This is a genomic window from Caulobacter sp. GW822-FHT07D08, assembly GCF_058798735.1.
Window position 1 is genome coordinate 320,995 of sequence record NZ_JBXAKU010000004.1, and the last position, 17,030, is coordinate 338,024.

Sequence of the window (17,030 nt, forward strand, 5' to 3'; positions counted from 1 at the left end):
GTCCGCATGCGCGACTTCGACATCGGCGTCCGGTACGGGCCGAAGAAGACCGGGAAAGTCTATCGGAAGGTATGCCGCAACGTTCCTTACGGCGGCGTGTGGGAATTCCCCATCGAGCGCGGGAAGCTGCGGCCAGGCGTGCCCATGCTTTGCTATGCCAGCCGCACGGGCACGGCTCGAAACCTCTTTCTGATGTGGAAGGCCGGGTGGCGCCTGCTCGTGTCCGCTGGCGGCGTCTGGCGGACCGAGGGCTTCCCGTCCTGCGGCGACAACGGCGTCTGGGCCTCCACGCAACAGAACCTCCCGTTCCAGGAAGAGCAATACGAGCGCTTTCTTGAGAAGATGGCCAGCGAAGGCTGGAAGCCGGACTTCCTGATCCTTCCGGACATCATCGCCGATGGTCGCCGATCGCTGGAGTTGTCGATCCGGTGGATGAACCGGTGCGCGTCGGCGTCCGACCTTGTGCTGATCCCTGTCCAAGACGGCATTGAGCCTGAAGACCTTGAGCACCTCGTCAACGAGCGCGTGGGGATTTTCCTCGGCGGCTCTACCGAGTGGAAGATCAAGGAAATGGGCAAGTGGGGCGCGTTCTGCCGCCGCAAGCGCTGTTGGTACCACGTAGGACGCGTGAACACCGGCGAACGCTTCAGGGCAGCCTTGGACGCCGGCGCGGACAGCACCGACGGCTCCGGCGGGACCAAGTTCGCCCTGGCTATTCCAAAGATGGATGCGGCGCGCCTGAGCGCCGACCTGATCTCAGCTCACCAACCATGGATGGAGATTGCAGCATGACCGAACCCACTCGCGCCACGACCGGCGGCCTGGAGCCGCGCTTCATCATCGAGCGCGTCGACGGCAAGCCCATATCGGCTGATCGCCGTTACTCTCTGGTGCTCGACTTCTCTGGCGCCGATCCGCACGCCGTCGTCGCGGCCAACGCCTACGCCGATAGCATTGAGGCGACGAACCCAGATCTGGCCGCAGACATCCGGGCTGCCCTGGCTGATCCGGCCAATGCGCCTCCGCAACACCGGTACGCGGAGCAGCCCATGACCGACCTTAAGCCCGAAGACCGCGCGCTGATCGGTAACGTTCCCGGCGGCGTGGCGATCGACCGCAACAACATCACCATGCGGTTCGAACAACTGGCCTGGATGCTCGACGCCGCCCGCCAGGAGGGCCGCTGCTCTCCTGGTGACCCTGCGCTAGAAGCAGGGTGCCTCCCGGAACGGTTGACAGACCAGTGCGCGGATGCGTGGCCCCGCCCGCACTCGCACGACATGCTGGCTTGGCTCGCCGAGCGCCCCAGCCTGGAACTCGACTACGGCTTTGACGCCGAGGAGGAGGACACGTTCTGGCGCGTCCACGAGCGCAGCGGAAGCATCAACGACCGCGAGTGGGATCTGATCGGCCAAGGCGCCACGCCGCTGGCCGCACTCCTCTCAGCCAAGTCGTACATGGAAAGCACCAACGCGGAGCAACCGGAATGACCGAGGGTTGGGTGATCATGAACGCCAACATGGACCAGTACCGGGCCTGGCAGGATGGCGGAACGGTCTGGGTAAAGGACTTGGCCGACGCCACGTTCTACGCCCGCCGGGTCGATGCGGAGGCGGTGCATCTCGACGATGACGCCGCGTGGCGTGTAGTCCTTAGGCCGCTCCCTGATGGCGGCGAAGCCGTCCACACCGGGCAACTCCGGGATGAATCCGTCTCTTCTTCCGGTTCTGTCCGTGATGAAGCCGCCCTGCCGGAAGCGGTGGCGACGTTCCAAGAGCGCGTTGCGCCGTGGATGCTGGCGTGCTTCGGCGAAGAGATTGCCGCCGACCGTCTGGAGCGAAACGACCGGTTCATAGAGGAGGCGTTGGAGCTCTGCCAAGCCAACGGCTACGACGCGACGCGTGCGCACCAACTCGTCGACTACGTGTTCAGTCGGCCTGTCGGCGAGAAGTGGAATGAGGTCGGCGGCGTTATGGTCACTCTGGCCGCGCTCTGCAACACGATCGGCGTGGACATTGATGAAGCCGCCGATCGTGAACTGGCCCGCGTCTGGACCAAGGTCGAGCAGATCCGCGAAAAGCAAAAGTCGAAGCCTAAGGGCTCGGCACTGCCGATCGCCACTCCCGCTCCTCCGCCCGTAGGAGGACAGGCGGGGGACGTGGAGACCGTTGAACGCTTCGGCGACGCCATCGACGCGGCGACCCGCATTCACGCCTGGATTGACGCGATTGCGGCGGCCGACACCGGCAAGGTCCCGTCGCGCGAGATCCGCAACTACACCTTCAACGAAGACGATGGCGGAGCGGTCCTCTACTTCCGCAACAACCGCGTGGCGGCTGGCGGCTTCATGGTCCGCGACCTGCACAACTTCACGGTCTCGATGAAGGTGTTCGCCCCTCCCGCTCCTACGGATAGGGAGGGAGGACGGTGATGTCCGAACGCGAGGTGGATTGCCCGCGCTGCATGGAGCCGTGTGGATGGTGCGGCGACTATCGGTGGATGCATGGCCAGGTCGCGTTGCCGGGAGGCACCGGTCATCGGCGCTATTGCGCTATCGACACCATGGCGCCCGACGAGTTTTGCGCCCTCTGCAATGGCTCCACGCGGGTACTGGCGACGACGACGTTCCGCCATCTCCATCCGGTCTCGGCGCAGGGGGATCGGCTAGCCGACGAAAGGTCGGAACTGGCTGAACTACCTCTTGTCGCCACCCATCCAGAAGCCAAAGGGGGAGAAGCGTGAAGACGAAGACCGACTTCACCTGTGCGATTTGCCTTTGCGAGGTGGACACGCGGTGGAACCACCTGCGAGGACCCGAACGCATCATTCCGCCCCTCTGTCGATCATGTGAGCGAGAATATTCGCGCGGGGTTGGCAAGCCCCTCGCCGGGTCATTCATGGACCGCCGCAACGTCATCCGTGGCGTGGCGCTTGCCGAGGCGCTGAGAACTGAAGCCGCACGCAAGACATGGAGCGTCCACTATGGCTGAACGCGATTACGTCACCGCGCCCGTCTCTGAGCAACTTGGCATTCCGAATATCATCGCCGGGCTCGTTTCCGATCTAGACGAGCTGCGCGCGGGCAAGATCAGCGTCAACGACGCGATGGCCCGATCGATGCTCGCCAAGCAGATTTTCAACGGCGTCCGCATCTATCTGAACGGAACCAAACTGCTTTCGGACGTTGCGCCGGCCCGCGCAATCCAGACCAAGGAGAGCGGACATGGGGGCTGAGAGCTACGCCGAGCGTCCGAAGCGCACCCTGAACCCCGACGAGCGCCTATCCTACACGATCGCCGAGGCCCTGGAGGTTACCGGCATGTCGCGCCCAACGATCTATCGGCTGCACGCGGCCGGCAAGATCACGCTCAAGAAGGTCGGGCGACTGACCATCGTTGAGGTTTCAGACATCCGCGCCATGCTGGCCAGCGCCCAGGCCGTGCCCCGACGAGCGGCCTAGCGGGGCGAACCCGTTAGGCTGTAACTTTGGTCTCAGATCCGAAAAGCCCCGCAAACCCTTGTGGCGTAAGGGGGGTATGCTAGACACCCTGCCCGCCAGAGCTCTTGGCGACCGGAAAACCCTTTCAGGACAAGCATGTCGGCTTCCAATACCGCGATCTATGGCCAGGCTGATCATGACCTGGCGCCGTCCGCGGCGGAAGCCGCGCAGCTGTCGCCGCTGGTCGCCGGTTCGAGGGACATCGCCTCGGTTCCGGACGAATCCTTTACCGCCGTGACCGTTCGCGCGCCCGCCGGCGCGGTGGAGCGACGATTTGTCCTCGCCCAGGCGTTGCGTGTTCTGACGCCGGGCGGCCGCATGACCGCCTTCGCCCCAAAGGATCGCGGCGGCCTGCGCCTGAAGAAGGAACTCGAGGCCCTGGGCTGCGAGGTTGGCGAGAGCGCCCGTCGCCACAACCGCATCTGCCTCGTGGTCCGCCCCGCCGTGATCAAGGGCCTGGCCGAGGCCATCGCCGCCGGAGCCCCGCGCCAGATTTCCGAGAACGGCCTGTGGACCCAGCCCGGCGTGTTCAGTTGGGATCGCCTGGACGCCGGCACCAACGCCCTGCTCCAGGTTCTGCCGCCGTTCGCCGGAGCCGGGGCCGATTTCGGCGCGGGCATCGGACTGCTGGCCCTCAACGTCCTGGCTTCGCCGAAAGTCACCAAGCTAACCCTGGTCGAGCTGGACCGCCGCGCGCTGGACGTGGCCCGCCGCAACGTCTCCGACCCGCGCGCCGAGTTTGTCTGGGGTGACGTCCGTCAGACCGAACTGAAGGATCTCGACTTCATCGTCAGCAATCCGCCGTTCCATGATGGCGGCGGCGAGGACAAGACCCTGGGCCAGGCCTTCATCGCCTCGGCCGCCGCCGCCCTTCGCAAGGGCGGGGTGCTGTGGATGGTGGCCAATCGCCACCTGCCATACGAGGCGATCCTGGGCGAGAGCTTCGCCAAGGTCGGCCTGGCCGCCGAGGGCGGCGGCTACAAGGTCTTCGAGGCCCGTAAATGACGAAAGCGCTGATGGCCCGGCTGGACCGGCTGTTGGCCAATCTCGGCTACGGCAGCCGCAAGGACGTCCAGGCCCTGGTCGCCAGCGGCAAGGTCGTGCTGGACGGCAAGATCCTGAAGGACGCCGGGGCCCGCATCGCCGTCGACGCTGCGCTGCCCGAGCGCATGACCATTCGCGGCGTCGCGGTCGATCCGCCGGCTCCGCTGGTGCTGCTGATGCACAAGCCGCTGGGTGTGACGTGCTCGCACAAGGAAGAGGGCGAGAAGATCTACGACCTGCTGCCGCGCCGCTGGCGGTTGCGCGATCCCGGCCTGTCGACGGTCGGCCGCCTGGACAAGGACACCAGCGGCCTGATCCTGATCACCGACGACGGCGACTTCCTGCACCGGGTGATCTCGCCCAAGCGCCATGTGCCGAAGACCTATCTGGCCACGCTCGACCGCACGTTGAGGGGCCCGGAGGGCGAGATCTTCGCCGCCGGAACGCTGATGCTCGAAGGCGAGGAAAAGCCGCTGCTGCCGGCCCAACTGGACGTCGTCGACGACAAGACCGCGCGGCTGACCATCACCGAGGGCCGCTATCACCAGGTCCGCCGGATGTTCGCCGCCGTCGGCAACCACGTGGTCACGCTGCATCGCGAGCGGATCGGCGGCCTGACCCTGCCCGCCGACCTCGAGCCCGGCCAATATCGGATCTTGCCGGCCGCGGAGGCCGAGGCTGTCTTCGATGTCTGAGCCGATCCTGGTCGATGCGCGCGGCCACCACTGCCCCGTTCCGACCCTGAAGCTGCGCAAGGCTCACGAGGCCGCTGCGCCGGGCGTTGAACTCGTTCTGCTAGCCACCGATCCCATGGCCCGGATCGACGTCCCGCACTTCGCCAGTCAGATCGGCGCGAGCGTGCTGGAGATCACCGACCAGGAGGGCGGAGTTATCCGTTTTCATATTCGGAAGGCGCCTTGAGCGGGATCGCCCTGGGCCCTTCCAGCAGGGCCCGGGGACGTTCGTCCAGGGCGATCTCGACCTCGGTGGCCAGGGCGCCGCCGAAGAAGATGGCGTTCACGCTCCACGACAGCCAGATCAGGAAGATGATCACCGCCGAGATCGAGCCGTAGGTCGCGCCCAGGTGAACGATCTTCTCGACATAGAAGGCGCTGGCCCACGACATGAACACGCATAGGGCCGCCGCCGCGACACCGCCCGAGATCGAGGCGCGCCAGCCGACCACCCCGCGCGACATGGCGTAGCGGTAGACCAGACTCATGCCGACCACGATGCCGAAGCTGGCCCAGGTCCATTCCGACTGGATCCACGAGACTCCGGCCAGCGGCTTCAGATCCATGGCCGAACTCAGCAGACGCAACGTCAGAAACACGCCTGACATGAAGAACAGCAGGCCAAAGGCGGCCATCAGGACCAGCAGCGCCATGATGTTGAAGCCGAAGAAGCCGCGCTGGTCTTCCTCGTCGTGAATGAACGACAGCCCCGCCAGCAACGCCTTGAAGCCGCGATGGGCGGCGTAGGCGCCGACGATCAGCACCACGCCGCTCTGCAACGAGATGGTCTGGCCAGGCGCATGGGCGAGGCGAGAAAGCTCGTCCTGGAACATCGAGCGAGCCCCTGAGGGAATCAGCTCGGCCAGCTTGGTCGCCTGACGCGCGGCGCTCTCGGGCGTCAGGAAGAAGCTGTAGAGGCCGATGAGAATCGCCAGCCCCGGAAACACGGCCAGCAGCGCGAAAAACGAGACGCCGCCGACGTACAGCATGACGTCGCGACCCCATAGGCGCGACAGGGCCAGGCCCAGAACGCGGAGGATTTCACGCACCCAGTGGATCGGATCAAGCTGAAGGTCGCGCCAACGAATGTGGTGCTGCGGATCTTGCATCCGGCGGACCATGGCGATGCGGGCCTCCAGAGTCAAAGACGCGCCGCCTTTGGGAAGGCGACGCGTCTCCGCAGGAAGGTCCTGTGAACCGACCGCCGCATCGAGGGACGGATGGCGCGACGGCCGGTCGACACACGCAACCTGGGACTTCGCGCCTGAACCGAACCTGAACGCGATCAGCAGGTTTCAGAGCGCTCCGGCCGCCTTCAACCCGGCGATGGCGTCGGCCGAGAATCCCCAATCGGCCAGGGCCTCGTCATTGTGGGCGCCGATCTTCGGCGGCGGCCCCTGGATGACGCCGGGCGTGGCCGAGAAGCGCGGCGCGGGGGCCGGCTGAACGACGCCCTCCACCTCGACGAAGGTCTCGCGGGCGGCGTTGTGGGCGTGCTTGGGCGCCTCGTCCATGGTCAGGACCGGAGCGAAGCAGACGTCGGTGGCGTCCATGATCGCGCACCAGTCGTCGCGTGACTTGGTCTTGATGACGGCGGCCAGCTTCTCACGCAGCTGCGGCCACTCCTCGCGGCTCATCTGATGCTGGAACTGCGGGTCGGAAATCCCCGTCTTTTCCAAGAGAAGCAGGTAGAACTGCGGTTCGATCGAGCCGATCGAGATCCACTTGCCATCGGCGCACTCGTAGGTGTCGTAGAAGTGCGCGCCGCCATCCAGCATGTTGGTCCGCCGGCCCTCGTTCCACATGCCGCCGGCCTTGAAGCCGTAGAACATGGCCATCAGTGAGGCCGCGCCGTCGCTCATGGCGCAGTCTATCACCTGGCCTTGCCCCGTGGCGCGGGCGTGGATCACCCCGGCCAGCAGGCCGAAGGCCAGGTAGAGCGCCCCGCCTCCGAAGTCCCCGACCAGGTTCAGCGGCGGCACGGGCTTGTCGCTTGTGCCGATCGCGGCCAGGGCGCCGGTGATGGCGATGTAGTTCATGTCGTGGCCAGCGGCCTTGGCGTAGGGACCCGTCTGACCCCAGCCGGTCATGCGGCCGTAGACGAGCTTCGGATTGCGGGCCAGAACGACGTCGGGGCCAAGGCCCAACCGCTCCATGACGCCGGGCCGGAAGCCCTCGATCAGGCCGTCGGCCTGGTCCAGCAGCTTGAGGCAGGTCTCGATCGCCTCAGGGTGCTTGAGGTCCAGGGCCACCGAGCGACGCCCGCGCGCCGTGACGTCGGCCGGCGAGCCGCGACCCTGGCCCTGGCCCTTGCGGTCGATCCGCACCACGTCCGCGCCGAGGTCCGACAGCAGCATGCCGCAGAACGGTCCCGGACCGATGCCGGCGAACTCGACGATCTTCAGTCCCGAAAGCGGCCCCTGGCCCATGATTACGTCTCCCTTCCGGCGCTCTTCGGACGGCCGGTTGCACCCACTAGAACGGCCCTGACGTTCGGTCAGGCAAGCCCCGATAGGATTAGCTCCGAACTGCGGCGTTCCGTACCTTTGACCACGCAAAGCCTCTGCTATGTTGCAGCGTCGAATCTCAGGGTGGGTTGTGGGCTTGGCCACACGAGATTTCGGGCGGAGGTTGGTTTGGCGGTTGACGCCCGGATCCTGATCGTGGCGCGCGACGATGTTCGCGCCGGACCGCTGGCCGAAGGGCTGGACCGGTTGGGCTGGCGCACGATCACAGCTCGCGGCCCGTACGCCGCCCTCGCCGCCCTGGGCGACCTGCCGATCGAGGCCGTCATCGTCGATCTGGCTAGCGCCGGTCCCGAGACCCAGACCCTGGCCCGCCGGCTGAAGGCCGCCGTGGCCCCGCGCCGCCTGCCGGTCATCGCCATCGGCGATCCCGACGGCGACTATCGCAACCAGGCGTTCGACCTGACCCTCTCGCCGCCGCTGCACCCGTCCCAGGCCGCCTTGCGCCTGGAGAGCCTGGTGCGCACCGCCATCGCCGAGGAAGAGTTCGAGCTACGCCTGGAGACCTTCGGCGAGCGCGGCCGACGCCTCGATCTCCCCGAACCGCCTGACACGCCGATCCGTATCCTGGCGGTCGGCGAGCCGGCCCCGCAGTTCCTGGCTTTGTCGAACGCCCTGCAGGCCAGCGGCGCCGAGGTGGTCGGCGCCTTCACCGCCTATACCGCCTTCGACTATCTGCACGAACGGGCCTTCGATTCCGTGGTCCTTTGGGCCGGTGACAGCCAGCAGGAAGCCTTGTCGATCGCGGCCGGCATGCGCCGCAACACCCGCCTCTTCCACATCCCGGCCCTGCTCTACCTGAAGGCCGAAAGCTACGTGACCATGTCCGAGGCGTTCCATCGCGGCGTCTCCGACGTGGCCTCGCCCGAGACGCCCGAGGTCGAGACGGCCCTGCGCGTCATGGAGCTGGCCCGCAGCTACCGGCGCGGCGAATCCATCCGCGGCGCCCTGGAAAAGGCCCGCAGCTCGGGCCTGATGGACGCCGCCACGGGCCTCTTCACCCGCGACCTGTTCGCCGCCCACCTGGCGCGCCTGGCCAAGGCCGCGACCGAGCGCGCCCGGCCGCTGTCGATCTGCGTGCTGCGCGTCGCCGACAAGCCCGAGACCGTCTGGGCTCGCCAGAACGGGTGGCTGGACCGCGCCATCCCGCAGATCGGCTCGATGATCGGCCGCCTGGTCCGCGTCGAGGACACCTCGGCCCGCCTGGCCACCGAAGTCTTCGCCCTGGCCTTGCCCGCGACCAATCTGGGCGCGGCCAAGGCCGCCGCGGAACGGATCGCCGCCGTGATCGGCTGCACCGCCTTCGACGCCGGCGAGGACCGCCCGCCGTTCGTCTGCGAGTTCGATATCGGTGTGGCCGAAGTCCAGCGCGGCGAAAGCGCCGTCCGGACCCTGGAGCGCGCCGCCGCCAACGCCCTGCGCCGTGAGGCCAGCTGAACCGCGCGCTTGGGCGCCGTAACGGCAGCTCCTATATGGAACCTGTCCTGTAGCGGACATCAGTTCCCGAGGAGTAAGCCGTGGCCCAGCAGTCCCAGACCGCCCCGATGATCATCGACGTCGTCGCCGACGTGGTCTGCCCCTGGTGCTATCTCGGCTGGCGACGTCTGAAGTCGGCCCTGGCCCTGCGCCCCGACGTCGAGGCCAAGCTGATCTGGCGGCCGTACCAGTTGGACCCGACGCTTCCCGAGGAAGGCGTCGACCGCAAGCAGTACATGGCCAGCAAGTTCAAGGACCCGGAGAAGCTGAAAGCCGCCCACGCGGCCCTGGGCGAGGGCGGCGCCGAGGAGGGCATCCGCTTCGACTTCGAGGCGATCGAATTCTCCCCCAACACCAACGCCGCCCATCGCCTGATCCGCTGGGCCCTGACGGCCGGTGCGCAGGACGAGGTCGTCGAGGCGCTGTTCAAGGCCTATTTCACCGACGGCCTCGACATTGGCGACCCGATGGTGCTGGGCGACATCGCCGAGGCCGCCGGCATGGAGCGGATGGTCGTGCTGCAACTGCTGTCGGAAGGCGCCGACAAGGAGGCCGTGGCCCGGGAACACGCCATGGCCGTGCAGGGCGGCGTCACGGGCGTGCCGTTCGCCATCTTCGCGGGCAAGCTCGCCGTGGTTGGGGCCGAATCCCCGGAACGCATCGCCCAGGCGATTGACCAGGCGCTGGCGTCGGCCTCCTGATCGCGCCCGCCAAGCATCCGGATCGGCCTCGAAAGACACCAAACTTCAAGCCGCTTGCTTTTTGCGCCGCGACAGGCGCATAAGGCCGCTCATCAAGCCTCGTTTCTCCGTCCGGGAGTCGTCCCGACCGCGAAACGAGGCTATTTTCGTTTGAATTCGACCAAGAAGCGGTCCGAGGGAAGCGTTACAGGCTTCAGGGGGCCCGATTTGGTCATTGGCGCGAGCCGCGCGTTTGTGTGTGCGGCCCGCAAATGAACTGGACCCATATGCCCTTCCCCGCCTCCCACCCCGCTCTCGAGCGGGCTCTCGCCGCTCAAGGCTACCTCGAGCCCACCCCCGTCCAGGCCGCCGTGCTGGAAGCCGATGCCGAAGGCCGCGACCTGTTGGTCAGCGCCCAGACCGGCTCAGGCAAGACCGTGGCCTTCGGCCTGGCCGCCGCCCCCACTCTGCTGGGTGACGAAGAGATCTTTGGCCGCGCCGCCGCGCCGCTGTGCCTGGTCATCGCCCCGACCCGCGAGCTGGCCATCCAGGTCAATCGCGAGCTGACGTGGCTGTACGCCCAGGCCATGGCCGTGGTGGTCAACTGCGTCGGCGGCATGGACGCGCGTCGCGAACAGCGCGCCCTGAACTACGGCGCCCACATCGTCGTCGGCACCCCGGGCCGCCTGCGCGACCACATCGAGCGCGGCCACCTGGACCTGTCGGAGCTGAAGGTCGCCGTCCTCGACGAGGCCGACGAGATGCTCGACATGGGCTTCCGCGAAGACCTGGAATTCATCCTCGACGCCGCTCCGGCCGAGCGCCGCACGCTGCTGTTCTCGGCCACTCTGGCGCGCGAGATCGTGCAACTGGCCAAGAGCTACCAGAACGACGCCATCCGCATCGACACCATCGGCCGCAACGAGCCGCACCGTGATATCGAATATCGCGCCGTCCGCGTCGCGCCCAACGAGGTCGAGCACGCGGTCGTCAACCTGCTGCGCTATTTCGAAAGCCCCGGCGCCCTGGTGTTCGCCAACACCCGTGAAAGCGTCCGCTCGCTGCATTCCAAGCTGCGCGAGCGCGGCTTCGACGTCGTCGGCCTCTCGGGCGAGCTTTCCCAGCGCGAACGCGCCGACGCCCTGCAGGCCCTGCGCGACGGACACGCCCGCGTCTGCGTCGCCACCGACGTCGCCGCGCGCGGCCTCGATCTGCCCGACCTTGGCCTCGTCATCCACGCCGAGCTGCCGGTCAACAAGGCCACCCTGCTGCACCGTTCGGGCCGCACCGGCCGGGCCGGCAAGAAGGGCGTCTCGGCCCTGGTCGTTCCCTACACCCGCCGTCGCAAGGCCGAACAGCTGCTGATGGCCGCCGGCGTCGAAGGTCAATGGGGCGGCGCCCCGACCGCCGACGAGATCCGCGTCAAGGACACCGAGCGCCTGCTCGACGATCCGATCTTCTCCGAGCCCGCCAACGAGGACGACGCCGGCCTGGTCGCCGCCATGCTGGAAAAGCGCACGCCGGAAGAGCTGGCCGCCGCCCTGATCCGCGCCCGCCGCGCCAAGCTGCCGGCTCCCGAAGAAATCTACGACGACCCGCGCCACGGCGCCGATCCGGGTCCGCGCGGCCGTGAGCCGCGTGAATTCGGCGGTGAGCGCGATTTTGGCGACCGCCCCGAGCGCGAGCCGCGCGTCAGCATGGACGGTTCGGAGTGGTTCCGTCTCAACACCGGTCGCCGCAACAACGCCGACCCCAAGTGGCTGATCCCGCTGATCTGCCGCCTGGGTCACATCACCAAGAAGGACATCGGCGCGATCCGGATCTTCGACTACGACACCAAGTTCGAGATCTCGGCCGAAGCCGCCGTGAAGTTCGGCGCGGCGGTCCAGCAGACGGTGCGTGAGGACGTCTCGATCACCCCGACCACGGCGCCGGCCGCCCGCGAAGCCGGCCCGCGTCGCGAATATGCGCCGCGCCCTCCTCGCGAACATGGGGCGCGCGACGACGCCGCGCCGCGTGAGTACAAGCCCCGTCCGCCCCGTGACGACGCGCCGCGTTCGCCGCGCGCCAACGCGCCGGGCTCGCGTGATCATACCCCGCGCCCGTCCAGCTACGGCGACGACGGCGTCAGCAACGCCAAGCCTTACGGTCGTGGCGAAGAGCCGAAGGGCGACTACAAGCCCCGCGAGTTCAAGCCCCGCGCCCCGCGCGGCGATGACGCGCCGCGTGATTTCAAACCACGCGCCCCGCGTGACGAAGCGCCGCGTCCATACTCGCCGCAGGACGCCGACAGCCCGAAGCGCGCCTACAAGCCGCGCGCCGAGGCCGGCGCTGATGCACCGCGCGAATTTAAGCGCGCGCCGCGTCCGGACGGCGATGGCCCTAAGAAGCCCTTCAAGAAAGCGTTCGGCGACAACGCCGCCGGCGCCAAGCCGTACACGCCCAAGCCCTATGCCGGTAAGCGCGACGACGCGGGCGCCGGCAAGCCGTTCAAGGGCCCCAAGCCCTTCAAGGCCAAGAGCTTCGACGGCAAGCCGGCCGGTAAGCCGTTCAAGAAGAAGTAGTTAGGCGAAGATCCTCCCCCTCACGGGGGAGGATTTTTCTTATGCGGCCTGCCCCGCGCTCCAGCCCGACGCCCAGGCCCACTGGAAGTTATAGCCGCCCAGCCAGCCGGTGACGTCGACGACCTCGCCGATGAAATAGAGCCCCGGGACGGCCTTGGCCTCCAGGGTTCGCGAGTCCAGGGCGTCCGTATCGACGCCGCCCAGCGTCACTTCCGCCGTGCGATAGCCTTCCGAGCCGACAGGCTTGAAGGTCCAGGCGTTGACCGCCGCGGCCAACCGGCCCAGCACCTTGTCGGAACAGTCGGCGATGTTTCCCTTCGCGCCCTCCTCGGCGTCGGCGATGAGTTGCGCCACGCGCTTGGGCAGCAGGGTCGAGAGCACGGTGGCGACCGCCTGGCGGGGAGTCGCCGTGCGGGCCGCCTTCAGCGCCGCCAGCGCGTCGACGCCCGGCGCCATGTCGACCCGGATCTCGTCGCCCTCGCGCCAGTAGGACGAGATCTGCAGGATCGAGGGCCCGGACAGGCCTCGATGCGTAAATAGCATCCCTTCGCGGAACCTGGTCTTGCCGTGGGCGACCACGGCGTCCAGCGCCACGCCCGACAGCGGCGTCAAGCGCGCCAGCATGCCGGCCTCGAAGGTCAGAGGGACCAGGGCCGGGCGCGTCTCGACGATGTTCAGCCCGAACTGCTTGGCGATCTCGTAGCCCAGTCCCGTCGCGCCCATCTTCGGGATCGACTTGCCGCCGCAAGCCACCACAAGTGACGCGCAGCGCACCGCGCCGGAAGATAGTTCAACCTCGAAGCCGGTCTCGGTCTTGGCGACGTCAAGGAAGCTCGTTTCCAGCCGCAGCTTGACGCCGGCGGCCTTCATCTCGGTCAGCAGCATATCGATGATCTGCTTGGCCGAGCCGTCGCAGAACAGCTGCCCCAGGGTCTTCTCGTGATAGGCGATGCCGTACCGCTCGACGAGCGCGATGAAGTCCTTCGGCCGATAGCGGCGCAGAGCCGACAGGGCGAACTTCGGGTTGGCCGACAGGAAATTATGGATCGACGCGCCGGTGTTGGTGAAATTGCATCGGCCGCCGCCGCTGATGCGGATCTTCTCGCCGGGCGCCTTGGCGTGGTCCACGATCAGCACCGAGCGCCCGCGCTTGCCGGCCTCTATGGCGCACATCATGCCGGCGGCGCCCGCGCCGATCACCAGGACGTCGAAGTTTTCCAAGGTCTTCCCAATATCTGCTCGCGCCCGTTCGACCGGACGCGCGGCGGGAAGTCAATCAGCCCCGTGGCGATAGATCACCGCGCGTCGATACGTGGGCGCCCCGCCGCGAATGAATACTTAAAGGCGGCCAGAACGCTTGACCTTCCCGCGAGAGGCGCTACGACGCACGCCCCTCCCGACTGACAACATCGAGCCATCCCATGACGGCCGCCCCCCCCGCGCCGAAGACTGGCGCGCCGACCATTGGTGTCGACTTTGGCACCACCAACACCGTCGTTTCGCTGACGCGCGGCGACGATCACGCGCATCTGGTCCGCTACTCCATCGACAACCGCGACCTGTTCGCCTTCCGCTCGGCGCTGAGCTTCCACAGCGTCCAGGGCGAGGCCGGCGCCGCGAACGAACGCGTGGTCGAGGCCGGCCCCTGGGCCATCGAGTCCTATCTGGAAGATCCGCTGGAGACGCGGTTCATCCAGTCGTTCAAGACCTTCGCCGCCTCCAGGGCCTTCACCGAGACGCGGATCCTCAACAAGCGCTACCAGTTCGAGGACCTGCTGGCCGCCTTCCTGCTGCGTCTGCAGGAGCACGCGGCGGGCCAGCTGGACGCCCTGCCCCCGAGGGTCATCGTCGGCCGCCCCGTGACCTTCGCCGGCTCCTCGCCGGACGAGACCCTGGCCCTGAACCGCTATGAGGAGGCGTTCAAGCGCCTGGGCTTCACCGACATCCGCTACGCCTACGAGCCCGTCGGCGCGGCGTTCTTCTTCGCCCGGCAGCTGAAGCAGGACGCCACGGTGCTGGTGGCCGACTTCGGCGGCGGCACGAGCGACTTCTCGCTGGTCCGCTTCGAACGCGACCCCGACGGCACGCTGCGCTCGACGCCGCTGTCGCGCTCAGGCGTCGGCATCGCCGGCGACGCCTTCGACTACCGGATCATCGACCAGCTGGTCTCGCCCGAGCTGGGCAAGGGCTCGGACTATCGCTCGTTCTCCAACAGCCTGCCCATACCGCAGCGCTACTACGCCGCCTTCGCCCGCTGGGACCAGCTGGCCCTGCTGCGCGCCTCCAAGGACATGCGCGATATCCGCGCCCTGGAGCGGACGGCCGTGGAGCCGGAGAAGATCGCCGCCCTGATCGAGGTGTTGGACGGCAACCACGGCTACGCCCTCTACAAGTCGGTCTCGGCGCTGAAGGAGGCTCTGTCGGCTCGGACGGAGGCGACGTTCCACTTCGCCGCTGGCTCGGTCGAGATCGAGAAACAGGTCCAGCGCGGCGAATTCGAAAGCTGGATCGCCCCGGAACTGGCCGCTATCGAGACCGCCGTCGGCGAGGCCCTCGAGCGCGCCAACCTGACCGAGGCCGGCGTCGACCGAGTCTTCCTGACCGGCGGCAGCTCGTTCGTGCCGGCCGTGCGCGAGATCTTCCTGCGCCGCTTCGGGGCCGAGAAGATCGAGAGCGGCGGCGAGTTCGAATCGATCGCCTCCGGCCTGGCCCTGATCGGCCGCGAGAACGATCTCGACCTGTGGACCATGCGGGCCGGCTAGACCTTTCGGTCGCATGGCCCCGATCCGGGGTTTCACATAAGGTAACGCGAACGATTCGCGTCGCGACCTTGTGGGGCAACGAGTCCTGTGCCGATTTCGTACCTCTCCGCCGCCCAGATCGCCGCTTTGTCGGCGTCGACGATCACCAATCTCTCGACCACCAAGCTTGAGACCCTGGCCAGCACCCAGGTCGCCGCGCTGTCGAACACGGCGCTGGGCGGCCTGTCGGCCAGCCAGGTCTCGGCCCTGTCGAACACCGCCGTGAAGGGCCTGACGGCCACCCAGATCCCGGCCTTCGCCCAGAACCTGATCTTCGACGCCGAGCAGCTGGCGGCGTTCAGCGGCGGGCAGTTGAACGCCCTGACCTCGACCCAGCTGGCCAAGCTGGACACCGAACGGCTGGAGAAGCTGAGCGCGGCCCAGATCGGCGCGCTGGACGCCACCCACTTCACAGGCCTGGATGGCACGCAGATCACGGCGCTGACCACCACCCAGGTCAAGAGCCTGACCGCCGTGCAGATTGGCGCCATGCGCCTGGAGGATCTGGGTGAGATGTGGCCCGATCAGCTGCAGGCCCTGTCGCCGACCCAGCTGTCGGCCTTGCCCGCCACTCTGATCCCGGCGCTGGACGACCTGCAGTTCGCCGCCCTGTCGACAAGCCAGCTGAAGGGCCTGACGGCCACCCAGGTCGGATCGCTGTCCCTGGATCAGCTGACCGAGCTCGATACGGACTTCAACGTCTTCTCGGCGGCGCAGTTGGGCGGACTGAGCAGCACCCAGACCGGCTCCCTGTCCGACACCCAGTTCAAGGCCCTGACCGCCACCCAGCTGGCGGGTCTGTCCAGCAGCGGCTTCGCGGGCCTATCGGCCACCAAGGTCGCCGCCCTGACCGCCACCCAGATCGGCGGCCTGACCGCCGCCCAGGTCAGGACGTTGAGCGTCACCGACTTCACCAAGCTGACCGCGACCCAGGTGGCGGGCTTCACGGCGGGCCAGCTGTCGGCGCTGTCCACCGACAACTTCAACGCCCTGTCGGCCACCCAGATCGCGACCCTGACCCCGACCCAGCTGGCGGGCTTGGCCGCCACCCAGATCGCCGGGCTGACGGCAACCGACTTCGCCGAGCTCTCGACGACGCAGTTCCTGAGCCTGAGTTCCAATCAGTTCGGCGGCCTGTCGGTCGAGAACCTCTCGGGCCTGGACGCTACCGCCTTCCAGACGATCAGCACGACCCAGATCACCGGCTTGACGGCGACACAGCTGGCCGGCCTGACGACCGCGGACATGGCCGAGTTCTCCACCACCCAGGTCCGCGCCCTGAGCAGCGCCCAGTTGGGCGCGATCTCGATCACCGATCTGTCGGCCCTGTCGGCCACCCAGGTCACCGCCCTGACGACGAGCGCGCTGCGGGGCCTGTCGCCCTATCAGATGCGCAGCTTCTCGCACGCCGAGTTCAGCCAGTTCACCGCGACGCAGATCCAGTCGCTGAGCTCCACCCAGATCGGCGCGTTGGGAACGTCGGTGATCGCGGGGCTGATGACGACCCAGGTCGGCTACCTGCTGCCGGCCCAAATCCCGGGCCTGACCCTGACCCAGCTGGACTGGCTGTCGTCAACCAACCTGTCGGTCATGACCCCGTTGCAGGTCGGCGCCCTGACCCCCACCCAGGTCGCCAGTCTTTAAGTCGGAAAGCCCGCAGGGCGGAAAGCTTCTAGACGAAGCGCGTCGCTCCAGCGTCTGATGGCT

General features: G+C 67.5%; 17 protein-coding genes. 14 read left to right on the forward strand and 3 right to left on the reverse strand.

Annotated elements, in window-relative coordinates; genetic code table 11:
* Nucleotides 1–6: 6 nt before the first annotated feature.
* From AC1RJ9_RS10505 to AC1RJ9_RS10545, 9 genes are all read left to right on the forward strand, one after another.
* Complete coding sequence (locus tag AC1RJ9_RS10505; RefSeq protein WP_492839259.1) at nt 7–792, forward strand: hypothetical protein; 786 nt, start codon at nt 7–9, stop codon at nt 790–792.
* The gene (locus AC1RJ9_RS10510) at nt 789–1,490 is read left to right on the forward strand and encodes a hypothetical protein (protein WP_492839261.1); all 702 of its coding nucleotides are present in this window, start codon (nt 789–791) and stop codon (nt 1,488–1,490) included. The genes AC1RJ9_RS10505 and AC1RJ9_RS10510 overlap by 4 nt, the downstream gene beginning before the upstream one ends.
* Nucleotides 1,487–2,431: a hypothetical protein gene (locus AC1RJ9_RS10515; RefSeq protein WP_492839262.1), complete on the forward strand. Its 945-nt coding sequence runs from the start codon at nt 1,487–1,489 to the stop codon at nt 2,429–2,431. Before AC1RJ9_RS10510 ends, AC1RJ9_RS10515 begins: the two co-directional genes overlap by 4 nt.
* A complete protein-coding gene (locus AC1RJ9_RS10520; RefSeq protein WP_492839263.1) occupies nt 2,431–2,742 on the forward strand; it encodes a hypothetical protein in 312 nt (103 codons plus the stop codon). Before AC1RJ9_RS10515 ends, AC1RJ9_RS10520 begins: the two co-directional genes overlap by 1 nt.
* Nucleotides 2,743–2,982: 240 nt before the next feature.
* Nucleotides 2,983–3,234, forward strand: coding sequence for a hypothetical protein (locus tag AC1RJ9_RS10525; RefSeq protein WP_492839265.1), 252 nt, complete (start codon nt 2,983–2,985; stop codon nt 3,232–3,234).
* Complete coding sequence (locus AC1RJ9_RS10530) at nt 3,224–3,460, forward strand: helix-turn-helix domain-containing protein (RefSeq protein ID WP_492839266.1); 237 nt, start codon at nt 3,224–3,226, stop codon at nt 3,458–3,460. The genes AC1RJ9_RS10525 and AC1RJ9_RS10530 overlap by 11 nt, the downstream gene beginning before the upstream one ends.
* 135 nt (nt 3,461–3,595) lie before the next feature.
* Nucleotides 3,596–4,504, forward strand: a complete 909-nt coding sequence (locus AC1RJ9_RS10535; RefSeq protein ID WP_492839267.1) for a methyltransferase — start codon at nt 3,596–3,598, stop codon at nt 4,502–4,504.
* Nucleotides 4,501–5,238, forward strand: a complete 738-nt coding sequence (locus tag AC1RJ9_RS10540; protein ID WP_492839268.1) for a pseudouridine synthase — start codon at nt 4,501–4,503, stop codon at nt 5,236–5,238. The genes AC1RJ9_RS10535 and AC1RJ9_RS10540 overlap by 4 nt, the downstream gene beginning before the upstream one ends.
* Entirely contained in the window at nt 5,231–5,464 is a 234-nt protein-coding gene (locus tag AC1RJ9_RS10545) for a sulfurtransferase TusA family protein (RefSeq protein WP_492839269.1), read from the forward strand. Before AC1RJ9_RS10540 ends, AC1RJ9_RS10545 begins: the two co-directional genes overlap by 8 nt.
* Here AC1RJ9_RS10545 and AC1RJ9_RS10550 read toward each other — a convergent pair.
* Both AC1RJ9_RS10550 and AC1RJ9_RS10555 read right to left on the reverse strand, forming a co-directional pair.
* Nucleotides 5,433–6,398: a YihY/virulence factor BrkB family protein gene (locus tag AC1RJ9_RS10550; protein WP_492839384.1), complete on the reverse strand. Its 966-nt coding sequence runs from the start codon at nt 6,396–6,398 to the stop codon at nt 5,433–5,435. The two genes, AC1RJ9_RS10545 and AC1RJ9_RS10550, sit on opposite strands and share 32 nt — an antisense overlap.
* 174 nt (nt 6,399–6,572) lie before the next feature.
* Entirely contained in the window at nt 6,573–7,706 is a 1,134-nt protein-coding gene (locus AC1RJ9_RS10555; RefSeq protein ID WP_492839270.1) for a CaiB/BaiF CoA transferase family protein, read from the reverse strand.
* A 207-nt stretch (nt 7,707–7,913) separates the two neighbouring features.
* Here AC1RJ9_RS10555 and AC1RJ9_RS10560 point away from each other — a divergent pair, with 207 nt between their 5' ends.
* The 3 genes from AC1RJ9_RS10560 to AC1RJ9_RS10570 all read left to right on the forward strand — a co-directional run bounded on the left by AC1RJ9_RS10560 (nt 7,914) and on the right by AC1RJ9_RS10570 (nt 12,522).
* Entirely contained in the window at nt 7,914–9,239 is a 1,326-nt protein-coding gene (locus AC1RJ9_RS10560) for a diguanylate cyclase domain-containing protein (protein WP_492839271.1), read from the forward strand.
* Nucleotides 9,240–9,346: 107 nt separating this feature from the next.
* Nucleotides 9,347–9,979, forward strand: coding sequence for a DsbA family oxidoreductase (locus tag AC1RJ9_RS10565; protein ID WP_492839385.1), 633 nt, complete (start codon nt 9,347–9,349; stop codon nt 9,977–9,979).
* A gap of 266 nt (nt 9,980–10,245) precedes the next feature.
* Nucleotides 10,246–12,522 (forward strand): DEAD/DEAH box helicase, encoded by a 2,277-nt coding sequence (locus AC1RJ9_RS10570; protein WP_492839386.1) that lies wholly within the window; start codon nt 10,246–10,248, stop codon nt 12,520–12,522.
* Nucleotides 12,523–12,561: 39 nt separating this feature from the next.
* On the opposite strand, the gene AC1RJ9_RS10575 is transcribed toward AC1RJ9_RS10570, so the two are convergent.
* On the reverse strand, nt 12,562–13,743 hold the full coding sequence (locus AC1RJ9_RS10575; RefSeq protein ID WP_492839272.1) for a BaiN/RdsA family NAD(P)/FAD-dependent oxidoreductase: 1,182 nt from the start codon (nt 13,741–13,743) through the stop codon (nt 12,562–12,564).
* A gap of 200 nt (nt 13,744–13,943) precedes the next feature.
* Between AC1RJ9_RS10575 and AC1RJ9_RS10580 the strand changes: the two genes are divergently transcribed.
* The gene (locus AC1RJ9_RS10580) at nt 13,944–15,284 is read left to right on the forward strand and encodes an Hsp70 family protein (protein ID WP_492839274.1); all 1,341 of its coding nucleotides are present in this window, start codon (nt 13,944–13,946) and stop codon (nt 15,282–15,284) included.
* A gap of 87 nt (nt 15,285–15,371) precedes the next feature.
* Complete coding sequence (locus AC1RJ9_RS10585; RefSeq protein ID WP_492839275.1) at nt 15,372–16,967, forward strand: ice nucleation protein; 1,596 nt, start codon at nt 15,372–15,374, stop codon at nt 16,965–16,967.
* Nucleotides 16,968–17,030 lie beyond the last annotated feature (63 nt).

Coding starts and splice junctions, on each gene's coding strand:
- AC1RJ9_RS10540 (WP_492839268.1), top strand. CDS start 4,501: ATGACGAAAGCGCTGATGGCCCGGCTGGACCGGCTGTTGGCCAATCTC.
- AC1RJ9_RS10570 (WP_492839386.1), top strand. CDS start 10,246: ATGCCCTTCCCCGCCTCCCACCCCGCTCTCGAGCGGGCTCTCGCCGCT.
- AC1RJ9_RS10545 (WP_492839269.1), top strand. CDS start 5,231: ATGTCTGAGCCGATCCTGGTCGATGCGCGCGGCCACCACTGCCCCGTT.
- AC1RJ9_RS10550 (WP_492839384.1), bottom strand. CDS start 6,398: ATGGTCCGCCGGATGCAAGATCCGCAGCACCACATTCGTTGGCGCGAC.
- AC1RJ9_RS10530 (WP_492839266.1), top strand. CDS start 3,224: ATGGGGGCTGAGAGCTACGCCGAGCGTCCGAAGCGCACCCTGAACCCC.
- AC1RJ9_RS10515 (WP_492839262.1), top strand. CDS start 1,487: ATGACCGAGGGTTGGGTGATCATGAACGCCAACATGGACCAGTACCGG.
- AC1RJ9_RS10565 (WP_492839385.1), top strand. CDS start 9,347: ATGATCATCGACGTCGTCGCCGACGTGGTCTGCCCCTGGTGCTATCTC.
- AC1RJ9_RS10535 (WP_492839267.1), top strand. CDS start 3,596: ATGTCGGCTTCCAATACCGCGATCTATGGCCAGGCTGATCATGACCTG.
- AC1RJ9_RS10520 (WP_492839263.1), top strand. CDS start 2,431: ATGTCCGAACGCGAGGTGGATTGCCCGCGCTGCATGGAGCCGTGTGGA.
- AC1RJ9_RS10510 (WP_492839261.1), top strand. CDS start 789: ATGACCGAACCCACTCGCGCCACGACCGGCGGCCTGGAGCCGCGCTTC.
- AC1RJ9_RS10580 (WP_492839274.1), top strand. CDS start 13,944: ATGACGGCCGCCCCCCCCGCGCCGAAGACTGGCGCGCCGACCATTGGT.
- AC1RJ9_RS10525 (WP_492839265.1), top strand. CDS start 2,983: ATGGCTGAACGCGATTACGTCACCGCGCCCGTCTCTGAGCAACTTGGC.
- AC1RJ9_RS10555 (WP_492839270.1), bottom strand. CDS start 7,706: ATGGGCCAGGGGCCGCTTTCGGGACTGAAGATCGTCGAGTTCGCCGGC.
- AC1RJ9_RS10505 (WP_492839259.1), top strand. CDS start 7: ATGCGCGACTTCGACATCGGCGTCCGGTACGGGCCGAAGAAGACCGGG.